Annotated in this window: 15 protein-coding genes; 10 read left to right on the forward strand and 5 right to left on the reverse strand. The window is 48.4% G+C overall.

What is annotated here, in order from left to right; translation table 11 throughout:
- The first annotated feature begins 25 nt into the window (after positions 1-25).
- From MHI42_RS35540 to MHI42_RS35560, 5 genes are all read left to right on the forward strand, one after another.
- Positions 26-1,765, forward strand: a complete 1,740-nt coding sequence (locus MHI42_RS35540) for an ABC transporter ATP-binding protein (RefSeq protein WP_342422211.1) — start codon at positions 26-28, stop codon at positions 1,763-1,765.
- A complete protein-coding gene (locus tag MHI42_RS35545; RefSeq protein ID WP_342422212.1) occupies positions 1,762-3,501 on the forward strand; it encodes an ABC transporter ATP-binding protein in 1,740 nt (579 codons plus the stop codon). The genes MHI42_RS35540 and MHI42_RS35545 overlap by 4 nt, the downstream gene beginning before the upstream one ends.
- Positions 3,502-3,693: 192 nt before the next feature.
- Entirely contained in the window at positions 3,694-5,196 is a 1,503-nt protein-coding gene (locus tag MHI42_RS35550) for a hypothetical protein (RefSeq protein WP_342422213.1), read from the forward strand.
- Between the two features lie 16 nt (positions 5,197-5,212).
- A complete protein-coding gene (locus MHI42_RS35555) occupies positions 5,213-6,562 on the forward strand; it encodes a DUF262 domain-containing protein (protein WP_342422214.1) in 1,350 nt (449 codons plus the stop codon).
- A gap of 18 nt (positions 6,563-6,580) precedes the next feature.
- Positions 6,581-8,872 (forward strand): DUF262 domain-containing protein, encoded by a 2,292-nt coding sequence (locus tag MHI42_RS35560; RefSeq protein WP_342424865.1) that lies wholly within the window; start codon positions 6,581-6,583, stop codon positions 8,870-8,872.
- A 58-nt stretch (positions 8,873-8,930) separates the two neighbouring features.
- Here the strand turns inward: MHI42_RS35560 and MHI42_RS35565 are convergent, their stop codons facing one another.
- A complete protein-coding gene (locus MHI42_RS35565; protein WP_342422215.1) occupies positions 8,931-9,809 on the reverse strand; it encodes an AraC family transcriptional regulator in 879 nt (292 codons plus the stop codon).
- Positions 9,810-9,997: 188 nt separating this feature from the next.
- On the opposite strand from MHI42_RS35565, the gene MHI42_RS35570 reads away from it, so the two are divergent.
- Positions 9,998-12,076: a beta-galactosidase gene (locus MHI42_RS35570; protein WP_342422216.1), complete on the forward strand. Its 2,079-nt coding sequence runs from the start codon at positions 9,998-10,000 to the stop codon at positions 12,074-12,076.
- Positions 12,077-12,328: 252 nt separating this feature from the next.
- On the opposite strand, the gene MHI42_RS35575 is transcribed toward MHI42_RS35570, so the two are convergent.
- Positions 12,329-12,958, reverse strand: coding sequence for an NUDIX domain-containing protein (locus MHI42_RS35575; protein ID WP_342422217.1), 630 nt, complete (start codon positions 12,956-12,958; stop codon positions 12,329-12,331).
- Positions 12,959-13,109: 151 nt separating this feature from the next.
- Between MHI42_RS35575 and MHI42_RS35580 the strand changes: the two genes are divergently transcribed.
- A complete protein-coding gene (locus MHI42_RS35580; RefSeq protein ID WP_342422218.1) occupies positions 13,110-13,535 on the forward strand; it encodes a hypothetical protein in 426 nt (141 codons plus the stop codon).
- The gene (locus MHI42_RS35585) at positions 13,535-14,053 is read left to right on the forward strand and encodes a hypothetical protein (RefSeq protein ID WP_342422219.1); all 519 of its coding nucleotides are present in this window, start codon (positions 13,535-13,537) and stop codon (positions 14,051-14,053) included. The genes MHI42_RS35580 and MHI42_RS35585 overlap by 1 nt, the downstream gene beginning before the upstream one ends.
- A gap of 212 nt (positions 14,054-14,265) precedes the next feature.
- On the opposite strand, the gene kduD is transcribed toward MHI42_RS35585, so the two are convergent.
- The 3 genes from kduD to kduI form a co-directional block, all read right to left on the reverse strand.
- Complete coding sequence (gene kduD, locus MHI42_RS35590) at positions 14,266-15,021, reverse strand: 2-dehydro-3-deoxy-D-gluconate 5-dehydrogenase KduD (protein ID WP_039294700.1); 756 nt, start codon at positions 15,019-15,021, stop codon at positions 14,266-14,268.
- Between the two features lie 66 nt (positions 15,022-15,087).
- Entirely contained in the window at positions 15,088-15,843 is a 756-nt protein-coding gene (locus MHI42_RS35595; protein ID WP_039294698.1) for a DeoR/GlpR family DNA-binding transcription regulator, read from the reverse strand.
- Positions 15,844-15,877: 34 nt separating this feature from the next.
- Positions 15,878-16,711: a 5-dehydro-4-deoxy-D-glucuronate isomerase gene (gene kduI / locus MHI42_RS35600; protein ID WP_039294695.1), complete on the reverse strand. Its 834-nt coding sequence runs from the start codon at positions 16,709-16,711 to the stop codon at positions 15,878-15,880.
- Positions 16,712-17,008: 297 nt separating this feature from the next.
- Between kduI and MHI42_RS35605 the strand changes: the two genes are divergently transcribed.
- Both MHI42_RS35605 and aspA read left to right on the forward strand, forming a co-directional pair.
- Complete coding sequence (locus MHI42_RS35605; protein ID WP_342422220.1) at positions 17,009-18,682, forward strand: hypothetical protein; 1,674 nt, start codon at positions 17,009-17,011, stop codon at positions 18,680-18,682.
- Positions 18,683-18,889: 207 nt separating this feature from the next.
- Positions 18,890-20,314, forward strand: a complete 1,425-nt coding sequence (gene aspA / locus MHI42_RS35610) for an aspartate ammonia-lyase (RefSeq protein ID WP_171716032.1) — start codon at positions 18,890-18,892, stop codon at positions 20,312-20,314.
- Positions 20,315-20,454: the final 140 nt, after the last annotated feature.

The raw sequence follows: 20,454 nt of genomic DNA on the forward strand, positions 1-20,454 counted from the left end.
CTACGTAGGTTAGGTGAGGATTACTGTGTTCAAAATTGCTGTTTATCTAAAGCCTTACAGGAAAGAAGTGATCATCGGGCCGATCTTCAAGCTGCTGGAGGCGATTCTGGAGCTGCTGCTGCCGACGATTGTAGCCCTGATTATCAACAACGGAATTGGCAGGCAGGACAGCGCCTATGTCTACCGCATGGGCTCCCTGATGGTGCTGATGGCCATCCTCGGTTTCGGCTGCTCTATGATCTGCCAATATTACGCAGCGCGCGCGTCACAGGGCTTCGGCACATCGCTGCGCAACAAAATGTTTAAGCATATTTCATCGTTATCCTACGCAGAGCTTGATATTATCGGCACGCCATCGCTGATCAACCGGATCACGAATGATGTCAATCAGCTCCAGCTGGCCGTAGCCATGCTGATCCGGCTGGTTATCCGTGCTCCGTTCATCTGCATCGGGGCGATCATCATGTCGATGATTCTGGATTTCCGGCTGTCGCTGATCCTGATTGCGGCTACTCCGGTATTCGGTGTCATTTTGTATTTCATCATTACGCGCAGCTCGCCGCTCTACCGCAAATATCAGGCGAAGCTGGACCGTCTGGCACTGGTGCTCAGCGAGAATCTGTCTGGTATCCGGGTCATCCGCGCCTTCGCCGAGAGCCGCCGGGAGAAGCAGCGCTTCAATGAAGCTTCGGAGGATTTGACACAGACCGCAATCCGGGTCGGACGTATATCCGCCTGGCTGGGCCCGATGACCACGCTGGTGGTTAATGCAGCGATTATCGCCATTCTGTGGGCAGGCGGCATTCATATCGATGCCGGACGGCTGTCACAGGGGGAGATTATCGCATTCATCAACTATGTGACCCAGATCCTGCTGGCGCTGATTGTGGTATCCAATCTCGTTATTCTGTTCACCAAAGCCTCGTCATCTGCCAACCGTGTCAACGAGGTGCTGGCAATGACGGCATCGGTTGCCGAGGTTGCGGCAGATGCGCCGGCGGCCAAGCGTGATGATTCAGCGCCGGTGATCTCCTTCCGCAATGTTTCGTTCGGGTATAACACAACCGGTGAGCTTGCGCTGGAGAATATCACGGTCGACATTCACCGGGGAGAGACGGTCGGACTGATCGGCAGTACCGGCTCCGGTAAATCGACCTTCGTGAACCTCATTCCGCGGTTCTATGATGCAGTAGAGGGTGAAATTCTCGTCGAAGGTGTGAATGTGCGGCAATACCGGCTGGAGCAGCTGCGGAGCAGAATTGGTATTGTGCCGCAGAAGGCGATGCTGTTCACTGGATCGATTGCCGATAACATCCGCTGGGGCAAGGCCTCTGCAACCCGTGAAGAGATTATGTCCGCAGCAGCGGTGGCCCAGGCGGAAGAGTTCATTGCCAAGCTGCCGGAGGGACTGGACACCCTTGTCGCACGAGGAGGGCATAATTTGTCCGGAGGACAGAAGCAGCGGCTGACGATTGCCCGGGCGGTTGTAGGGCGTCCGCCTGTACTCATCCTGGATGATTCCTCCAGTGCGCTGGATTTTGCCACGGATGCAGCTTTGCGCCGTGCACTGAACAAGAACAGCGGAGATATGACAGTTCTGCTTGTATCCCAGCGGGTGAGTACCGTAAGACAGGCGGATCAGATTATTGTCTTCGATGAAGGGCGGATTGCCGGTATCGGCAGCCATGAAGAATTGCTGGAGAGCTGCGGGGTCTATCAGGAAATCTGCATGTCCCAGCTCTCAAGCGAGGAGGCCGTACAATGAACAGTACAACGACCTGGAAACGGCTGTTTAGATATACAAGCCAATACCGAAAGATAACCGTAGGGGCAGTCATCTGCGCCATTCTGAGTGTGATTGCCAGCCTGATCGGACCGCTGCTGATCGGCCGCGCGGTTGACCATATGATCGGGCCCGATCAGGTGGACTTCCCGGAGATTTTCCGCCTGCTGCTGATCCTGGGAGCCGTATATCTGGTTGGCAGCTTCTTCGGCTGGCTGCTCACCTATTATACGAATAAGCTCGCCTACCGGACAGTCTATGATCTCCGCCGCGAGCTGTTTGACAAGCTGGACGCGCTGCCGCTGAAATTCCATGATAATCATCCGCAAGGCGACAGCATAAGCCGGTTCGTGAACGATATGGATGCTGTCTCTGACGGGCTGCTGCAGGGCTTCTCCACGCTGCTGACGGGGATCGTGACCATTGCCGGGGCTATCGGGCTAATGCTCTATATCAGCCCTGTGATGACGCTGGTGGTGCTGTTGTCTGCACCGGCGACCTTCTTCGTTGCCCGTTTCATTACAATGCGTTCGCAGCAGATGTTCCGGGAGCAGGCCAAAATCCTCGGCGGGCTCAACGGTTATGTGGAGGAACTTGTCGGCGGACAAAAGGTAGTGCAGGCCTATCACTATGAGGACCGCTCTTTTGCAGGCTTCGCAGAGCGGAATAATGAGCTGTACAAGACAGGGATCAAATCACAATTCTACGGCTCTTTATCTAATCCGACTACACGACTTGTAAACAACATCACATTCTCGGTGATCGCGATGATCGGCAGTGCGCTTGTGATCGGGGGACATTTTTCCGTCGGGGATTTGTCCAGCTTCCTGATCTATTCGAATCTGTTCGCGAAGCCGTTCAATGAGATTACCGGGGTCATTACCCAGCTGCAGTCGGCGACGGCATCGGCGCAGCGTATTTTCAACATTCTGGATCTGCCGCAGGAGACTCCAGATGCTCCGGGTGCTGTAGTGATGAAGGGAAGTCAGGGTACGATTACCTTCGATAAGGTGAGCTTTGCCTATACCCCGGAACGGCCGCTGATCCGGAACTTCAGTCTGGAGGTGAAGCCGGGTACACGCGTGGCGATTGTCGGCCAGACCGGAGGGGGGAAGACCACGCTGGTCAACCTGCTGATGCGCTTCTATGAAGTCGACAGCGGCACCATCCGGATTGACGGTACGGACATTACTTCGATTACCCGGGACAGTCTGCGGCGTAACTTCGGGATGGTGCTGCAGGATACCTGGCTGTACGGAGGTTCGATCCGCGATAATATCGCTTACGGTAAGCCGGAAGCGTCGGAGGCTGAAGTCATTGCCGCTGCCAAAGCTGCGAATGCACACAGCTTCATCAAACGTCTGCCCGAGGGCTATAATACGAAAATAAGCGGCTCGGGAGATAATCTCTCCCAAGGCCAGAAGCAGCTGCTTACCATCGCCCGTGTGATGCTCGTCGATCCGCCGATGCTTATTCTGGATGAGGCCACGAGCAGTATTGATACGCTGACGGAGGTGCGGATTCAGAAGGCTTTTCTGGCGATGATCTCCGGCCGTACCAGCTTCGTGATTGCCCACCGGCTGTCCACGATCCGTGAGTCGGACCTCATTCTGTTCATGAAGGACGGCGACATTGTCGAGAGCGGAACGCATGAGGAGCTGGTGAGGAGCGGTGGATATTACGCCCGCTTGTATAATAGCCAGTTTATGGCGGTTTAACGAGCTTCGCCGTTAATTATATTATACGAAAAGACTGCACACTTTGCTGATGCAGTCTTTTTGTAATGTGCAATTTTGCTTTGTAACTATGATAGAAAATAGTTATAATTAGCAATATTTATAGATTGAATCACAAGGTTGGAAAAAATAACTATCAAATAATAACATTTTAAGATTTAGGAGGCTCTATCTATGAGTATTGCTCTAAAAAAACATGGGGCATTTGATGGTAAAATTAGCGAAGATACATACAATGACTTAGAAATGTTACATAACATTGGAAGCGGTCAAGCAGTGTTTAGGGATGATTCAGTACTGCTTAAAAAACTAAGAATTATTTTACCAGATGGCAATCAATCCTCGCAAAATAAGATGAAAATAGCTATTTACTACGTGAGATTCTGTACAATGATCGAAAACTTATTACAAGAATATGAGACTTTCGATGAAGAATTCACTAAAAAATTAATTGATTATTATATTCAGAGCAACAGCATAGAGGAAATGAACAATGTTGGTCTGGGTTGGTATTATGATATGAAATTTAAAAAGTCTACCTCTACTCTGTATAGCGTAGGTTATGGAAAAGATAGCACTTGGCATGACTGGCTTCAAGAGAATCATTATGAAAACAATAAAATAAAAGAAAGAGGAATTCAGTCCATTATTCATGCCTGCAAAGAGCATATTAATCGAGGCGGACAAATAAGATTGAAGTCCTTGTCCAAATGTTTCGGAGTAGACTTGTTTAAATATATGCAACTTAACGAGAACGGAATTGCAAATTTGTATGTTATAAAAGATGCCCCAATTAATTTCATCGAGTATAGAAATAAAAGATTTGCTTTGCAAGAATATCTGTCATCAGATGATAATTTTGATGTTGTACATAAGCCTCGATTTTGTCTGGACTTCAGCCATCCCAGAAAGCAAAAGGCTAAAAATTTTAACAATTGGTCTAAACGTTTTCTGAACGGTACTACCTTTATTTCACAAGCAGAAGTTGACGAGGAACAGCAAAAAACCGGTATAGAAAACAATCAATTAGATTTTTTTCTGCTTTCATATTTAAGAGACAAACATGTACAAGGCGGAGATAAAGGGATTAGCTCAAGGATTAGTCCGATTGCTGATAAAGAAGTAATTGCAAGTGATACTCTCTGGGATATTCATGAGTATTCAGCGGGGATGAATACAGAAATTTGTATTGAGAAATGCTGCCACCTTACATTCGATGCTGTAGAATATGGTCAACTGATCTATAGTTATTTTAAGAAATACTCTGGAAGCAAAAATAAGGATAAGGATTTCGCGGATAATCATGATTCTATACTAAAAAGAGAGAAAACTAACACAAAAGAAAATATAAATAAACTTCAAAAAAACCAAAATGAGCTGTCGAATTCAGATCATAGTAAACTTAGTGAACAAGACAAAAAAACTATACAGGAAAAGCTTAGATTCAATGAATCTTTGATTAACTTTTATGATTCCTATTATAATTTTTTGAATAATATAGTTATCACCGAGCCCAGTGGAAAAATAGAATTTGTGCTTTCATTTATGGATTGGGAAACAGAGGAAGTGCCTGAAGATTGGTCACTACAGAATATTTACACTATAGAAGAAAACGGAGTAGAAAACTTAAAGATGAATTTATACAAATGTCTTTGTAAAAGTGTTGCGTCAATGTAACTGATGGAGGGCAAATATGAAAAATAACAAAATGGTTTCATTCGATTATCTTATAAAAGAATGCTTTGGCGAAAATGATGTATATATTCCTCTTATTCAACGAAATTACAAATGGAGTACTGAACTCGCTTCAAAATTAGCTGCTGATTTATGGTCTGCATTTTTAAGTAAGCAAGAAACGTATACTGTGGGAATGATTACATTATACCGTGAAGCAGATAGCTTAATGCAATTAGTAGATGGGCAACAACGGATCATAACTCTGTACTTACTGTTGAAATACCTAAAGCCCAATGAAGAATGTTTTTCTTTTCGATTCGAAAGAGATGAGGGCGTTAAAGAACCTGTTGTCAAAAGACAAAGCTACTTAAATAATATTGCTCGATGGGAGATTCCCGAAGAAAAAATGTATACTGATTTGTCCCGGTTCAAGGAAAACTACAAATCAATGACAAAAGTGCTAGAGCTTGCAAAAGAGAGTCAGACAGAATCTGGCGGATACCGTGCGTACAAACCCGAAGATGCAGATGAATTTATCGAGTACATAAGAAACAATGTATATTTCCTCCTGCATATTTCTGGAACACAGCCATTTGATGAGTTTATCAATCTAAACAAAAATAAAACCCGGTTTGTTATTTCAGATCGGATTAAAGCTAATCTAATTATGGATTCGAAAGAGGATAAGCAAAGAAAAAAAGTACTGCATCTTTTTGAAGAGTTATCCGAAATGTTATTTCTCAAAAAAGATGTATGGAAACTAGTACAGCAGGGATATTGTGAAAAGAGAGTACCGGAAAAAGATGAAAAAAGGAAAAGAGATAAGCACTATCCAGATGAGAACCGTTTAAAATTATTGTGCTGTGAGCGTTACGGAAGTAATGAATATGATGTGAGCAGTACGCTAGGTTATGAGTATGGCAAAGAGTTATCTCACTTGAACCACTACCGGGATATTTTAGCAGCTTTATCATGTGATATAAGCACAAAGAACTGGAACAGCTATAATGCTTTTAGTTGTCTATACAAGTTGAAAAATGGACGAAGCGGCGAACAAGAAAGTAAAAATGAATTCCGCTTTTTTGGAATGTTAAAAAACAATGATAAGAAATATGTGGAGGAATACCTCTGGAAAGAGTGTAGTGAACTGTCAGAGCCGTTTGAGCAAGCTTGCTTTATTGAATCTCAATTGAAGAATGAACCTGATCCGCTCAAATATATTGATAAGTTGATGAATATTCGAGAGGAATTTAACAGAGAAACGGATAAAGCAAAACAACAATACTGGCTAGATAACGGGGCGGAGGAATTTGATATCTTTCGGCAAATATATTCTGCCTATATCGAGGGGAAATATAAAAACTAGAGGGGTTATTTTGTGGAAATGATAAAAAGGTCTTTAAAAGATATGCTAAGCGAGTTTGATCAAATTATTATACCCGATGTTCAACGTGACTATGTTATGGGGAGCGGTGGCGAGAAGTTTGTAAAGCTATTAAAAGCCATGGCTGAAAGCGCTAAGAAGGACCCGGAATTTAACTTTAGCTGCCTTGTTGGCTACGAAGAAAACAAATGTTTTTATGTTTATGACGGACAGCAACGCTTGACGACCCTTGTGTGTCTTTGCTCTTATCTGTTAAAAGGCCCGGATACAGAGGTGAAAGAACTCCTTAGAAAATTTTCGTTTACAGGCCGGGAGGTAGCGAATTCATGGTTGGACAACCCGACAAAAATAAAAAAGGAACATGCTGTTGATTTCACTACATATTCACTGGCTAAGCTTATTGAGGAGTTTGATCCTCAGTATAAGCTGTCCGATAAGATATCATTCGATTTTCTTTTTGAGCAAGTGGTTTTTGATTTGGTTCCTGTTGATAAATTAGAAGATGCAGAACAGTTTTTCTTAGATATCAACGATGGTCTGGATTTAAAATCCTATGAAATATTCAAAGCGGAGTTATATCATCATGCCGGTATTTTGTTGGGCGAAGATACTTTTAAAACATTCGCGTTAAAAATGGAGAACAAATGGCTTGAATTCTTTACTGCTTATAAACATTTAGAAAATAAAACCGATGATGGGATTTCCAAAACGGTAGTTGTTCATTGTGAGGAAGAGATGCTGATCTTCTTTATGCAATACTGCTTGCGCATGATGTGGATAGAAGAAAAGCATAGTGATAATGCTTATAAATCTACAGACGTTAGGTGGTTGAAGCAAGAGCATTTCCAACGGCTCGAAGCTATTTTAGATGCTATGATGCGTGAAATGGAGAATGTATATCCTGACTATCTTTCGTGTATTCGTTACTCATTAACTCAATATAATAAGTATCCTAGTGATTATTGTAAGGGGCAGCATTGGAATATCGGGGATACCAACTACCTTGCGATGTTAAATATATTCTTTCATAATAATTATAAGACCGATGAAACCAAGAAAGATGTTGTTATTTGGTGTTATCTATCCAATCTGCCATTTGTTGAGGAGAGGCAGGATCTGAATAAGAAAAACCTTTATGAATATCTCCGCACTGTGAAGAAAATTCTAAATAATAATAGAGAATCATGTAGGGCAGCTAGAGCACTTTGGTGTGGTGACGGCATTAAAGATAAGCAAATAGTTTATGCCAGATACTATGTGCAAGGAATACCTCAATATTACACAGGATGTACAAATGAACAATGTAACGAGGTATTATGCTTTTTAAACGACATCGTTGTTTTGAATAAGCGATTCGAAGCCAGCGTTAGTACCTGGCTGTCAAATAATGATATACAAAAGTGCAAGAGTGATTTATGTAAGAACGTTGTAATGAAAGAGTTCGCCAAGCAATACTCTCCAGATAAAGAAACAATTGAACAGTATGAGAATCTATCATTCATAAATGGTCTGGCAGATAATTTTCTGACTTATGACGGAGAAACATGCTATTTAAAAGAATTTTGTACCGCTGCGTTTCATACCGAGATTAGCACGATCTGCCTTGATAATAAGCCACACCAATATATCGATATTCTTAAATTTATATTCATAAATAGAATTAATATTGGGAAAATCAGCTTTACGGATATTGCAGTATCATGGCAAAACTATCAAGGAGATAGAGGAGCTACGCATAGATGTTACGGCGCTATTCTACTACCACATGCCTGGTGCGACTTCTTTACTTCCGAAATGGGGATGCCGATTAGTGAAAATGCACTGGAATATCCTTTGCACAGCTTGCCAGACGGTTGGATTTCCGCTAATAGAAGGATTGTACAGCCAAAGGATACTGACGTATATGGTATGAGAGGATTTGCAGCACATGCAGAAACACATGCAGTTTGGGATATCAGGGACTTTTTAGCGAATTATGATTGGATTCTTTCGGATACAGACGGAAAGTTTATAGTGAATGGTGTTCAAACAGATTCTCTACCAGTGTATCTCAATGATTATAATGGAGAAAACTTTATATTTGATAATTTGAGCCACAATATAAAGATTTATTTTTCTGCTGAACAACACTTAAATAACGTCCTCCTATACAGGTTTAAAGCTTTTAATGAGAGCTCTGAAAAAGAACGAATTAATAATTTTGATGCCTACTTAAAAGAGAAGGAAGGGTATATTTCGATTCGAAATATGTATGGGAGTAGGTTTTTTATTAAGCTTAATGAAATGAAGTGAGTATTGCATACATTTAAAGTAATGAGCGGTCATTCATGTAAAAGTATTACATGGAACCCTACGTTAATGGACTATCCCGCTCATTTGCAAGCTGGCTCCGCATTACCCCCGGAGTCACCCCGTGCGCCTTGCGGAAGACGCGGATGAAATAATTGGTGTCCATACCAAGGTTGAGGGCGATATCCTGCACAGGACGCTCAGGGTCCTCGGTGATCATCTGTACGGCGCGCTGCAGCCGCAGGTTCTGCAGATATTTATGCGGGGTCACGCCGTATTCCTGCAGGAACAGACGCTGGAAATGCTGGACAGAATAACCGACGGCAGCGGCCAGATTCGTAATCAGCAGCGGCTCCGTGAAATGCTCGTTGATCAGGCTGACGGCCTTATTCAGAGCTTCGTTGCGTACATTTTCGTTCTCCAGGCGGGTCGCCGTACCGGCGGAGCATTCGCTCCTGCGCAGCATCAGCAGCAGTCTGTACAGGGTCACCGACAGATCCTGCATCGACTGCTCCTCCTGGCGGCTGGTGCTATTTCCATTTACCGTATGCCAGATTCCGCCGATCATATCCCAGCAATCCTCGAACCGTTCAGGATGGAACAGCATAGACGGCAGCAGGCCGAGTCCCTCCAGCACAGATGCTGACTGGCTTCCATGGAAGCCGATGAAACCTACATGCCACGGCTCATGTGACAACGGATAATACTCGTGCCCGCGGTCGGGTGGAAAAGCATAGGCCATTCCCGGCGTCAGCACCGTCTCAGTGCCGCTCTCAAGGTCGCGGAACCGTCCGCTGCCGCTGCGGATCAGGAAAATCTGGTGCACCGGGAATCCGGCCGGACGCACATGGTGATACTGGATATGGCGGCCGACCGAATAAGGGTATAAGGGGAACGCATTCAGGTCGCGCGGCATTTCGATCAGGGAGAAGGGGAGCATGTAAACACCTCATATTCATTTTGTGCTATGGAAACGCTATTATTATACTACCATTGGCAACTGATTATCCTTTATTATAAATAGTATAAACGGTTACAAGCTAAAGGGATAGAGCTGACGAAGAACTTATATCAGTGAAAAGTCCCATTCTAACATCGAACCCTATACGAGAGGATGAATGTAATAATATGAACAGCAAAGTTCCTGCAATCAGCAGCAAGGCTCCTGTAATGCTGCATGGTGCCGACTATAATCCCGAGCAATGGCTGAAATACCCTGAGGTGCTGAAAGAAGATATCCGGATGATGAAGCTGGCAGGCTGCAATGTAATGTCCGTGGGGATTTTCTCCTGGGTATCGCTGGAGCGTGAAGAAGGAGTATTCACCTTCGATTGGCTCGATCAGCTGCTGGATACTTTTAAGGATAATGGAATTTATGCCTTCCTGGCTACGCCAAGCGGAGCACGTCCGGCCTGGATGTCGGAGAAATATCCTGAGGTATTGCGGGTTGAACGTAACCGGGTGCGCAATCTGCACGGAGTCCGCCATAATCACTGCTTCACTTCTCCGGTCTACCGTGAAAAAACCGCGCTGATGAACTCCAAGCTGGCTGAGCGTTACGCTCATCACCCGGCAGTCATCGGCTGGCATATCTCGAATGAATTCGGCGGCGAATGCCACTGTGATTACTGTCAAAATGCCTTCAGAGAGTGGCTCAAGGTTAAATACAAGGGAGATTTGGACGAGCTGAATCATGCCTGGTGGGCCACGTTCTGGAGCCATACGTACACCTCCTGGGAGCAGATCGAATCCCCGGCTCCGCACGGAGAGACTCAGGTGCATGGTCTTAACCTGGACTGGCGCCGTTTCGTAAGTGACCAGACGATTAACTTCTGCCAGCATGAAATTGACTCGGTGCGCAGCTTCAATCCTGAACTGCCGGTGACGACCAACATGCATATGATCGACGGCATTGATTATCGTAACCTGGCGAAGATCCTTGATGTGGTCTCCTGGGATGCTTATCCGGACTGGGGGTATACCGAGGACGATGATGATGCCCGGCTGGCAGCCTGGACGGCGATGCACCACGATATGTACCGCAGCTTCAAAAAGAAACCGTTCCTGCTGATGGAAAGCACTCCTTCGCTCACGAACTGGCAGATTGTCAGCAAGCTGAAGCGTCCGGGTATGCACAAGCTGTCCTCCCTGCAGGCGGTAGCTCATGGTTCAGACTCCGTGCAATACTTCCAGTGGCGCAAAAGCCGCGGCTCCAGCGAGAAGTTCCACGGCGCAGTTGTCGATCACAGCGGACATGCGGAGACCCGTGTATTCAGAGATGTAGCTGAGGTTGGCCGTACGCTGGCAGGATTAACGGATGTAGTCGGTACAACCACTCCTGCCGAAACAGCCATCCTGTTCGACTGGGACAACCGCTGGGCGGTTAAGGATGCCCAGGGTATCCGCAATTCCGGACTGAAATATGAAGAGACCGTGCTTCAGCATTACCGCGGACTGTGGGAGCTGGGGATTCCGGTGGATGTGGTCGGCTCCGGTGATGATCTGTCCGGCTACAAGCTGGTCATTGCGCCCATGCTGTATCTGATCAGCGAAGAGAACGGCAAGCGGATCGAGAAGTACGTGGAGCAGGGCGGCACATTCCTGGCCACGTATTGGTCAGGTGTAGTCGGCGAGACGGATCTGTGCCACCTGGGCGGCTTCCCTGGACCGCTGCGCAGAACCCTCGGTATCTGGGCAGAAGAGACGGAAGGACTGCACAGCCGCGATCTGAACGGCCTTGTGATGGATCCTGGCAACACCCTGAAGCTGACCGGAGATTACGATGCGCATGAAATTGCCGAACTGATTCATCTGGAAGGTGCCGAAGCGCTCGGCCATTACCGCAGCGACTTCTATGCCGGACGTCCGGCGCTGACCGTGAACAAGCTGGGAGCAGGCAAAGCCTATCATCTGGCCACGCGTGTGAAGGACCCGCAGTTCTATGTGGATCTGTACGCCGCGATTACCGGCAAGGAGCGGATCAGCCGCACCCTGAACAGCGAGCTTCCGACAGGAGTAACGGCTCAGCTGCGTAGTGACGGCGAGCATGATTATGTATTTGTGCAGAATTTCAGCGGCAGCGAGCAAGTGGTAACGCTGGATGGTCAGGAGTATACGGACCTCGAATCCGGTGCTGCTGCACCTGCAGAGCTGAAACTGCCGGTCAACGGGCTGGTTATGCTGAAACGCCAGACTGCAAAGGTATAATCTGCTGATAATGTAAGCAATGAGTTAAAAAAGGCAGGACCCGCTAAAAGTCGGGTTCTGCCTTTTTGAATGATCTGATAAGCCTCCAATTTGCAGTGAAGCAGATGCTGTTTATCCACGTAATGCCAGGAATCAATTCGTTCGACGAAAAATAAATGTTTTAAATCTATCTAAAGGATTTAGTTTGAGCATTACGCCTGACATTTTGCCGTGGAAGCAGCTGAGTAAGCAAATAGCTTTGAAATCTGGACGTCATTCACTGCTGTAAAGAGCTTCAATACCCTCAATCACCCGCAAATAATAAGCAGTCTCATGCGGGACGAGCTGTGAGAGATCAACCTGCTCATTAATTTCGGCCCGTTCACCGTCATCGGTTACCCGGAAGCCTTGCACATGTAGAGTGCTGCCAGCTCCAGCGATGAAGCTGCGGAACTCGGTGAAGCGGGCCTGGACGATCCCTGCTACCTCTTCCTGCTGCAGCGAGAAGTCACTTAGAGCATAATTGTTCTCGTAAACAAAAACATTCGCCCGCTCCCGGTCCATAAACCCGGCTGTATCCATCTGGTAGGGGATAATCCCCAAAGGCTTTAATTCGTCAAAAGCCAGCTCAAGGCCCAGCTCCTCCTGTACCTCACGGACTCCATCCTCCACCGTCTCGTCAGCCAGCAGATGTCCGGCAGCGGTGATATCGAGCAGTCCGGCATAATCTCTTTTGTGCCAGCTTCGCAGCTGGAGGTAGATCATCAGTCCATTGTCAGCCTGGCGGACAAACCAGCAGTGAAAGGTCTCGTGCCAGAGACCGTGGCGGTGTACCTCATCGCGGGGAGCGGTTCCGGTTATATTACCTTGCTCATCAAAAGTAGTCAGTATTTCTTCGCTCATATATAAACTCCTTCACCAATTGCGTCAAAGCAGGATGCGGAATGCAGCGGGTCTTGACGATTATATTTTTTACAGCTTACCATAGATACAGAAATACAGTAATATCCAAATGAGGTATGGTAGAGGGAAGGTACGGCACAGGAGGAGAACGATGAAATATTTGATTAAGCTAAATATGGCCAGCATCATCTTGGCTCTGCCGGTCTTTGCAGCCATTGAGCTGATTGGAAATGCACTGAGGATTAGCCGGATCACCGGATGGGAGTACGGGAAGGTTGAGCGTACGGTCACGCTAATCAATATCGCAGGCTTTTTGCTGACCGGATTTCTGATCGTGTATGTAACCCGGCGAATACTGGACAACCTGAGAATAGCTCTGATTACGAGTCTGCTCTGGTTTGCCTATTTCAGCTTATTCGTCTACCTGTTCGCTGCGCTCTTTCCTATGACAGTACATGAGGACAAGCCGACGCCGGTTACCGGACTAATCTTCATAGGGATACTTATCCTGCATTTCTTGTATTTAGCCATTGTTCAGGCATGCTCTATATTCTTGACTGTCAGGGAGGACGACTAATGCAGCCAGTACCCATGGAGCGTACTACATTCTACTCGCTAAGCGATGAACGGCTCGGCTATGCCTGCATGGAACCCACGTTCATGAAGATCCGCGCCAAATCTCCGGCGGTGAAGAATGAAGCAATCGCACAGCTTAGCAGGGGACATAGGGCACTCTGTATGTTCCGGATTCTGTATGACCACAGCTCTAAGTCCGCAGAAGAATACTACGGGTGGCTCAGTTATCTGCTGGATCAGCCGGGATACTGGAGCAGTGTGCTGGAGGGATTGCAGTTCTTTGAAGATGCTCCACTGATCCATCTGCTGGAGGAGTCGAAAGAGCTGTTCGAGGCGAGGAACCTGCGTGCAGGCACGGGCTGGGACGAAGCGGCAATTACAGATTTGGAAGCGGACCCGGAGCTGCAAGAAGCCGTAACCACCCTGTACGCACAATATCAGGAGCTTACAGCACATAGTCTGCGGATCATCGCCGGTTACATTCGTGCGAATCCTGACGAGTTCATCGTGTTCCGATAAGGGCTGGGGCGGATTGAGCATACAAAGAACCCCGGTGCCTAAGAAGCATCCGGGGTTTGATGTCTTTAGCAGCTGCTCTGAACAGCCGCCGCTTAACTATGAACAATTCTATCTATACGCGCTCAGTTTGTATATACGGCGCTTATTATCTATATAGTTGGAGCAAGCCGAATCAATTCATGGTACTGTTATTCAAAAATTCCAAGCCGAAATTATCTGGCCAGCCATCCGCCGTCTACATTAAGGATATGTCCGTTCAGGTAATCGGAAGCCGCGGATGCCAGGAATACAGCAGGGCCCTTAACATCTTCAGCAGTTCCCCAGCGTCCGGCTGGAATGCGGTCAAGGATTGAATCGGAACGGCTCTGATCCGCACGGATTGGAGCTGTGTTCTCAGTAGCCATATATCCTGGAGCGATGGCGTTGATGTTCAGGCCGGAACCAGCCCATTCGTTAGCGAAAGCTTTAGTCAGACCCGCTACGGCATGCTTACTTGCAGTGTAGCCTGGTACGTTAATGCCGCCCTGGTAGGAGAGCATGGAGCAGATGTTGATGATTTTACCGTTGCCTCTTTCGAGGAAGTGGCGGCCGGCGATCTGGGACAGCAGGAATACAGTGTTCTGGTTGAGGTTGATTACGTCAAACCAGTCTTTTTCGCTGTGATCCTTGGCTGGAGTACGGCGGATCATACCCGCGCAGTTCACGAGGATGTCTACTTTGCCTGTGAAGGCAACAGCTTCGTCGAACATACCCTGAAGCTTGGAGTGATCGCTCAGGTCAGTAGCGATGCTGAGTGCCTTGACGCCAAAAGCTTCAGCAGCTGCTACGGTTTCGTCACTTGGGAATAGGGAAGCGGAGATGACATCTGCGCCTGCTTCTGCGAAGGCAAGAGCGATCCCTTGACCAAGACCTTGGCCTGCGCCGGTTACGATTGCTGTTTTACCTGCCAAACTGAATAATGATGACATATTATAATTCTCTCCTTTAAGTTGCATAATTGAGTATCGCTTATAGGGCTTAAATGCGTATTTAAACTACCCGCACTCGATGTTGACGCCTGCCTTGCGGAACAGCTCCACCGTCTCGGGCGCAAGCCCGCTGTCTGTAAGCAGCACATCGACTTCCTGCAGTGAAGCAAAGGTGCGCAGAGCGGTGTGCCCGAATTTGTGATGATCGCAAGCGGCGAATACCTGGCGGGCTGTGGATACTAGGGCTTGTTTGAAATCGATTAAATCTCCGGTATAGATGGACAGGCCATGCTCGATATGAACGGCTGTCGCCGAGAGAAAAGCTTTTTGAATATTAAGCTTCTGTACATAGGAGACAGCTTCAGGTCCGGCCAGCATATTGCGGACACGGTAACCGCCGGGAACGACCAGACGTATGTTGTCTTTGGGAACCAGTTCGCTAATGATGTATACATCATTGGTAATGACCGTCAGGGGCATATTCTCCAGCCGCCGGGCAATCTCAAGCGTGGTGCTCCCGCCGTCGAGTGCAATGATGTCATCCTTGGCGATATGTGCCAGCGCACGCAGGGCAATCTCCGATTTCTCCTCGGAATACTTATCCAGCGGGTCTTTGGAGGGCAGAATCCCGAATTGATCGCTCTGTGCCAGCACAGCTCCGCCGTGTACACGCATGATCAGTCCTTGTTCCTCCAGCTTGCTTAAGTCCTCGCGGATTGTTTTTCCCGTTACCTGGAGCTTGTCGCTCAGCTCGTTCACTGTTACATCCTTCTGGTTCAGCATAACTTCCATAATCATCTCGTGTCGCCGTATCGGGTTCATCCGCCTGCCTCATCTTTCCGTAGTTGATTTGCTTCTATTGTAATTCTTTCATGCCTACGGGGTCCATATCGTCGTAACGTTTATTATCTCCGGCCATACTCCAGATGAAGGTGTAGTTATGTGTACCCACGCCGCTGTGAATGGACCAGCTTGGGGAAATGACAGCCTGTTCATTGTGCATTACAATGTGGCGGGTTTCTGTAGGCTCGCCCATCAGGTGGAAGACGATAGAGTCATCCGGCAGATCGAAGTAGAAGTAAGCTTCCATCCGGCGCGGGTGAGTGTGGGATGGCATGGTGTTCCACATGCTGCCCGGTTTCAGCTGAGTCATTCCCATAACAAGCTGTGCGCTCTGCACGCCGTTCGTGTGAATGAAGCGGTGAATCGTACGTTCGTTGGAATTCTCAAGTCCGCCCATGGCTCCGGATTCGGATTCAGCCAGCGTGGTCTTGGTAGTAGGGTAGGACTGGTGAGCCGGAGCGGAATTCAGGTAGAATTTCGCCGGTTTGGCGCTATCCGCGCTTTTGAAAATAACATCTTTGGAGCCTTGGCCTACATACAGGCATTCCTTGAAGTCAACTTCATATTCAGTTCCGTCTACAACAACCGAACCTTTGCCGCCGACATTGATAATACCCAGCTCACGGCGTTCCAGGAAGTAAGTTACTCCAAGCTCCTTAAGGTCCGTTGTAAGTACAACATCCTCATTGACCGGATTAGCCCCGCCAACGATCATGCGGTCTTCATGGGTCAGGACAAGCTTCAGTTCATCCGGAGCAAAAATAACCGGAATGTGGAACTCCTTGCGCAGGCGCTCAGTGTCAAACTGCTTAACTTCATTCGGATGTGATGCAAAACGTCTTTCCATTGAATATTCAATCTCCTTAAGAAAAATGTATTTTCGTTCGTATAGGTACAATTTAATCCATTTACGTTCATTTGGCAAGAGATAATCTTTTTTAGTACGTTTATTTTAGTTTGTTTGTTGGTTTTAGAGATTGCCATCTGAACTGAAAGCGTGCACAATAGAGCTGGAAAGCAGTGAGTTCCCAGGGTGGAGTATACCTAATAGAAGAGGGATAGTTGTTCTATGTATACACACGCGGGCATGACTCCCGGATTAGGGGCTCGTGATACAGAAAATATATATTGGAGGGTGAGGGAAATGGCAGACAGGCTTCAGGATCAGACTTCTTATAAAATACGCCAGCAGGAAATTATCTATTCAATCGCACTGGAGGCGGAGCGGCGTCCGCTGCTTGCGAGCGGCCTCTGGTTCCATGATGATGTGCGGAATAACTTCTATTATGCTTCTTATTTATTTGCCGCTGCGGTAGATGATAGCCTGGAGCTGCCTTTCGATAAGGAGGAAGCGAAAAGGAGGGCGGAAGCTGTCATGCTGGAAACGGTTCTGCTGCAGAACCGCCAGCCCGGTACAGAACTCTATGGCCACTGGCCGCTGGGCTTGAATCCGCAGCCCAGAGAAGCGCCGCCGCATGAGCTGCCGGTGGAGATCATGGGCAGCCTGATGGTCTGGTTCTGCAAGCAATATTTGAGCCAGTTCAGCGCGGGGCTGCGTATTGCCTTCCACACGGCCATCGGTCATGTGTACCGCAGCAGCTTCTTCCGTAAGCCGGTAACGACGTTCGGCCACCATGAAGCGAAATATACGGCAGCCAAGCTGATCTTCGGCAGCTTCTTCGAGGATGACGAGCTGCTGGAAGACGGACAGCGCAGTCTGGACATCACGCTGGCGCATATCCGGGAGAAAGGGATGCCGGAGTACGGCAGCCTCCCGTGGTTCTGGCACTGGGTGCAGGCGTTCACCTGTGCCTGGGAGCTGGAGACAGACAGCGGCATTAAGCGTACCCTTGGCGAGATGCTGGATTATCTCTGGAACGAGCGGAGCCAGTGGTACCTGCAGGGCGCCTGGGCAGGTGCCCATTCCAGAGGCTGGCCGCATGATGTGCCGGCTGACGGCAATGTGCTGCACGACTATGTGCAGTTCGGAGACTTCAAGCTGCCGGCGGAGATGCCGCGCACCGAATATGCCGGTTTCCTGTTCTATGAAGCGCCGGAGCAGGTGCGTTCGAATGCACTGAACCGCGAGGCAGCGGTAGAGGTCAAGAAGCAAACCGAGAAGGTGGTTGCCGGTGATCCGGACCGCCAGCCGCCGCTCCATTCCTATGCCTACATCACAGAGGATTATGCGGCAGGCGGCATGTGGGAGCGGGTAGAGGAGTTCGACAATGAGCAGCTGCGCTGGGCGTATTCGCTCCCTGTGGGTGCAGCCGAAGGCGTGAACCGGCTGTACTTCTTCCATCCGGGCCAGGGGTATAATGCGGGCGATCCGCGTCACCAAAGCCCTTATATGGAAGTCTTGTATCATAAGAACACCGTCATGTCCCTGTTCCCGGTACCCGAGGGGGAGGCCACTGCAATAGTAGGTGTGCTTCCGAAAGGGGAATGGATCAAGCAGACTGCAGCGCTGTTCGGTTATGCAGGCAATGTGTATTTTGCCGTCTACTTATCGCATGGCTATGAGCTGCTGGAACGCCCGGATTATCTCGAGGTGATCTCCGCAGGGATGCCGGGCGGAGTCGTTGTTGAAGCGCTAAGCGTTAGCCAGGCTGCGGAGCTGGGAATAAGCGGGCTTGATGAGTTTGCCGCAGCCGCCGCACAGCGGGCACCTAAGTTTGGAGCGGGAGAAATTCTGTCCGCGGAATATAGCTCTCTGGTCAGCGAAGAGCATCTGCAGCTAAGCACAGATAATGGCCTGACAGAGGTAAAAGCAGAGATTAACGGCAAACCGGTTTCTTTTGACAGTTATTCTGTCTAAGCTTGTAAATAATTAATGAACCTATAGAGGACCCGGGGATGCTGAAGCGTCAGCCGGGTTCTTTTGCGCTGTCTGCAGCCAGCTTCGCTATCAAGATGGGCTGGAGCATGATATGTTAAGAATGGTAATATCTTAGTAGATCAAAGGAAAGAATAAGATAACTATTGTGAAAGCCGATCATCGACTACAGGACATGGGGGGAGCAATATGACAGAGATAGAGTACCGGCTGGAGAAGGATTTCTTAGGGAGCAAACAGGTGGAGAAACACGCCTACTACGGGATACAGACGCTGCGTGCAGTAGAGAATTTCCCGATAACCGGGTACCGGGTGCATCAGGAGCTGATTAAAGCTATGGGCATCGTCAAAAAATCTGCAGCACTGGCCAATATGGAAATCGGCAGACTCTACAAAGGATTGGGTGATGTTATCGTTGCGGCGGCGGATGAGGTGATTGCCGGAAAGTGGCATGACCAGTTCATCGTAGACCCGATTCAAGGCGGGGCCGGCACCTCGCTGAATATGAATGCGAATGAAGTGATTGCGAACCGCGCGCTGGAGCTGCTGGGCCGGGCTAAGGGAGATTATCTGCAGCTTAGTCCCAACACGCATGTGAATATGGCACAGTCCACGAACGATGCTTTTCCGACGGCGATTCATATTGCCACGCTCTCTCTGCTGGAGCAGCTGCTGGTGACTATGCGGAGCATGCATGGCGTATTTGTGCTGAAGGCGGCAGAATTCGATCCGGTTATCAAAATGGGGCGGACCCATCTTCAGGATGCGGTGCCGATCCGTCTGGGCCAGGAATTCGAGGCGTACAGCCGCGTGCTGGAGCGTGATATTCAGCGGATCGAGCATACACGGCATCATCTCTATCAGGTGAACATGGGGGCGACGGCGGTCGGCACCGGACTGAATGCGGAGCCGCGTTATATCGCGCGGGTGGTAGAACTCCTGGCCGAGATCAGCGGATTGCCGCTGGTCAGTGCTGAGCATCTGGTGGATGCTACGCAGAATACCGATGCCTACACCGAGGTTTCGGCAGCGCTGAAGGTCTGCATGATGAACATGTCCAAAATCGCCAATGACCTGCGGCTGATGGCCTCCGGTCCGCGCTCGGGCTTTAATGAAATTACGCTTCCGGCCCGCCAGCCCGGATCTTCGATCATGCCCGGCAAGGTGAATCCGGTGATGGCCGAGGTGATCAATCAGGTCGCTTTTCAGGTCATCGGCAATGATCATACGATCTGTCTCGCCGCCCAGGCAGGCCAACTCGAGTTGAACGTTATGGAGCCGGTACTGGTATTCAATCTGATCCAGTCGATCAGCATTATGAACAATTCCTTCAAGGTGTTCACGGACTACTGCCTGGCGGGCATCGTGGCCAATAAGGAGAAGCTGCAGCGGGAAGTCGAGCAGAGCGTCGGCATCATTACTGCGGTGAACCCGCATCTGGGCTATGAAGTGGTGTCGCGTATTGCCAGAGAAGCGATTCTGACCGGCGAATCCGTGCGCGCTTTATGCCTGAAATATAATGTACTCAGTGAGGAAGAGCTGAATCTGATCCTCGATCCGTATGAAATGACCCATCCCGGGATCGCGGGGGCAGCGCTTTTGAATAAAGAGTAAAGGGCAGTATCCGGGGGATAGCGAAAATTGGCTGCAGAGACCGGTATTATTTTGTAAACCTGGGGTAAAGGTCGTGTTATAATATACGGGAGCATTTACACCCGGAAGTATCATAAATTTGTAATGGCTTACTGGAGGCA

The organism is Paenibacillus sp. FSL E2-0178, assembly GCF_038593005.1.
GTDB lineage: Bacteria > Bacillota > Bacilli > Paenibacillales > Paenibacillaceae > Paenibacillus_AQ > Paenibacillus_AQ phytohabitans.

Excerpts from the sequence above, each read along its gene's own strand:
- MHI42_RS35585 (WP_342422219.1), top strand. The coding sequence starts at position 13,535 with ATGCAGCCAGTACCCATGGAGCGTACTACATTCTACTCGCTAAGCGAT.
- MHI42_RS35595 (WP_039294698.1), bottom strand. The coding sequence starts at position 15,843 with ATGAACCCGATACGGCGACACGAGATGATTATGGAAGTTATGCTGAAC.
- MHI42_RS35550 (WP_342422213.1), top strand. The coding sequence starts at position 3,694 with ATGAGTATTGCTCTAAAAAAACATGGGGCATTTGATGGTAAAATTAGC.
- MHI42_RS35565 (WP_342422215.1), bottom strand. The coding sequence starts at position 9,809 with ATGCTCCCCTTCTCCCTGATCGAAATGCCGCGCGACCTGAATGCGTTC.
- MHI42_RS35580 (WP_342422218.1), top strand. The coding sequence starts at position 13,110 with ATGAAATATTTGATTAAGCTAAATATGGCCAGCATCATCTTGGCTCTG.
- MHI42_RS35555 (WP_342422214.1), top strand. The coding sequence starts at position 5,213 with ATGAAAAATAACAAAATGGTTTCATTCGATTATCTTATAAAAGAATGC.
- MHI42_RS35575 (WP_342422217.1), bottom strand. The coding sequence starts at position 12,958 with ATGAGCGAAGAAATACTGACTACTTTTGATGAGCAAGGTAATATAACC.
- kduI (WP_039294695.1), bottom strand. The coding sequence starts at position 16,711 with ATGGAAAGACGTTTTGCATCACATCCGAATGAAGTTAAGCAGTTTGAC.
- kduD (WP_039294700.1), bottom strand. The coding sequence starts at position 15,021 with ATGTCATCATTATTCAGTTTGGCAGGTAAAACAGCAATCGTAACCGGC.
- MHI42_RS35570 (WP_342422216.1), top strand. The coding sequence starts at position 9,998 with ATGAACAGCAAAGTTCCTGCAATCAGCAGCAAGGCTCCTGTAATGCTG.
- MHI42_RS35545 (WP_342422212.1), top strand. The coding sequence starts at position 1,762 with ATGAACAGTACAACGACCTGGAAACGGCTGTTTAGATATACAAGCCAA.
- MHI42_RS35605 (WP_342422220.1), top strand. The coding sequence starts at position 17,009 with ATGGCAGACAGGCTTCAGGATCAGACTTCTTATAAAATACGCCAGCAG.
- aspA (WP_171716032.1), top strand. The coding sequence starts at position 18,890 with ATGACAGAGATAGAGTACCGGCTGGAGAAGGATTTCTTAGGGAGCAAA.
- MHI42_RS35560 (WP_342424865.1), top strand. The coding sequence starts at position 6,581 with ATGATAAAAAGGTCTTTAAAAGATATGCTAAGCGAGTTTGATCAAATT.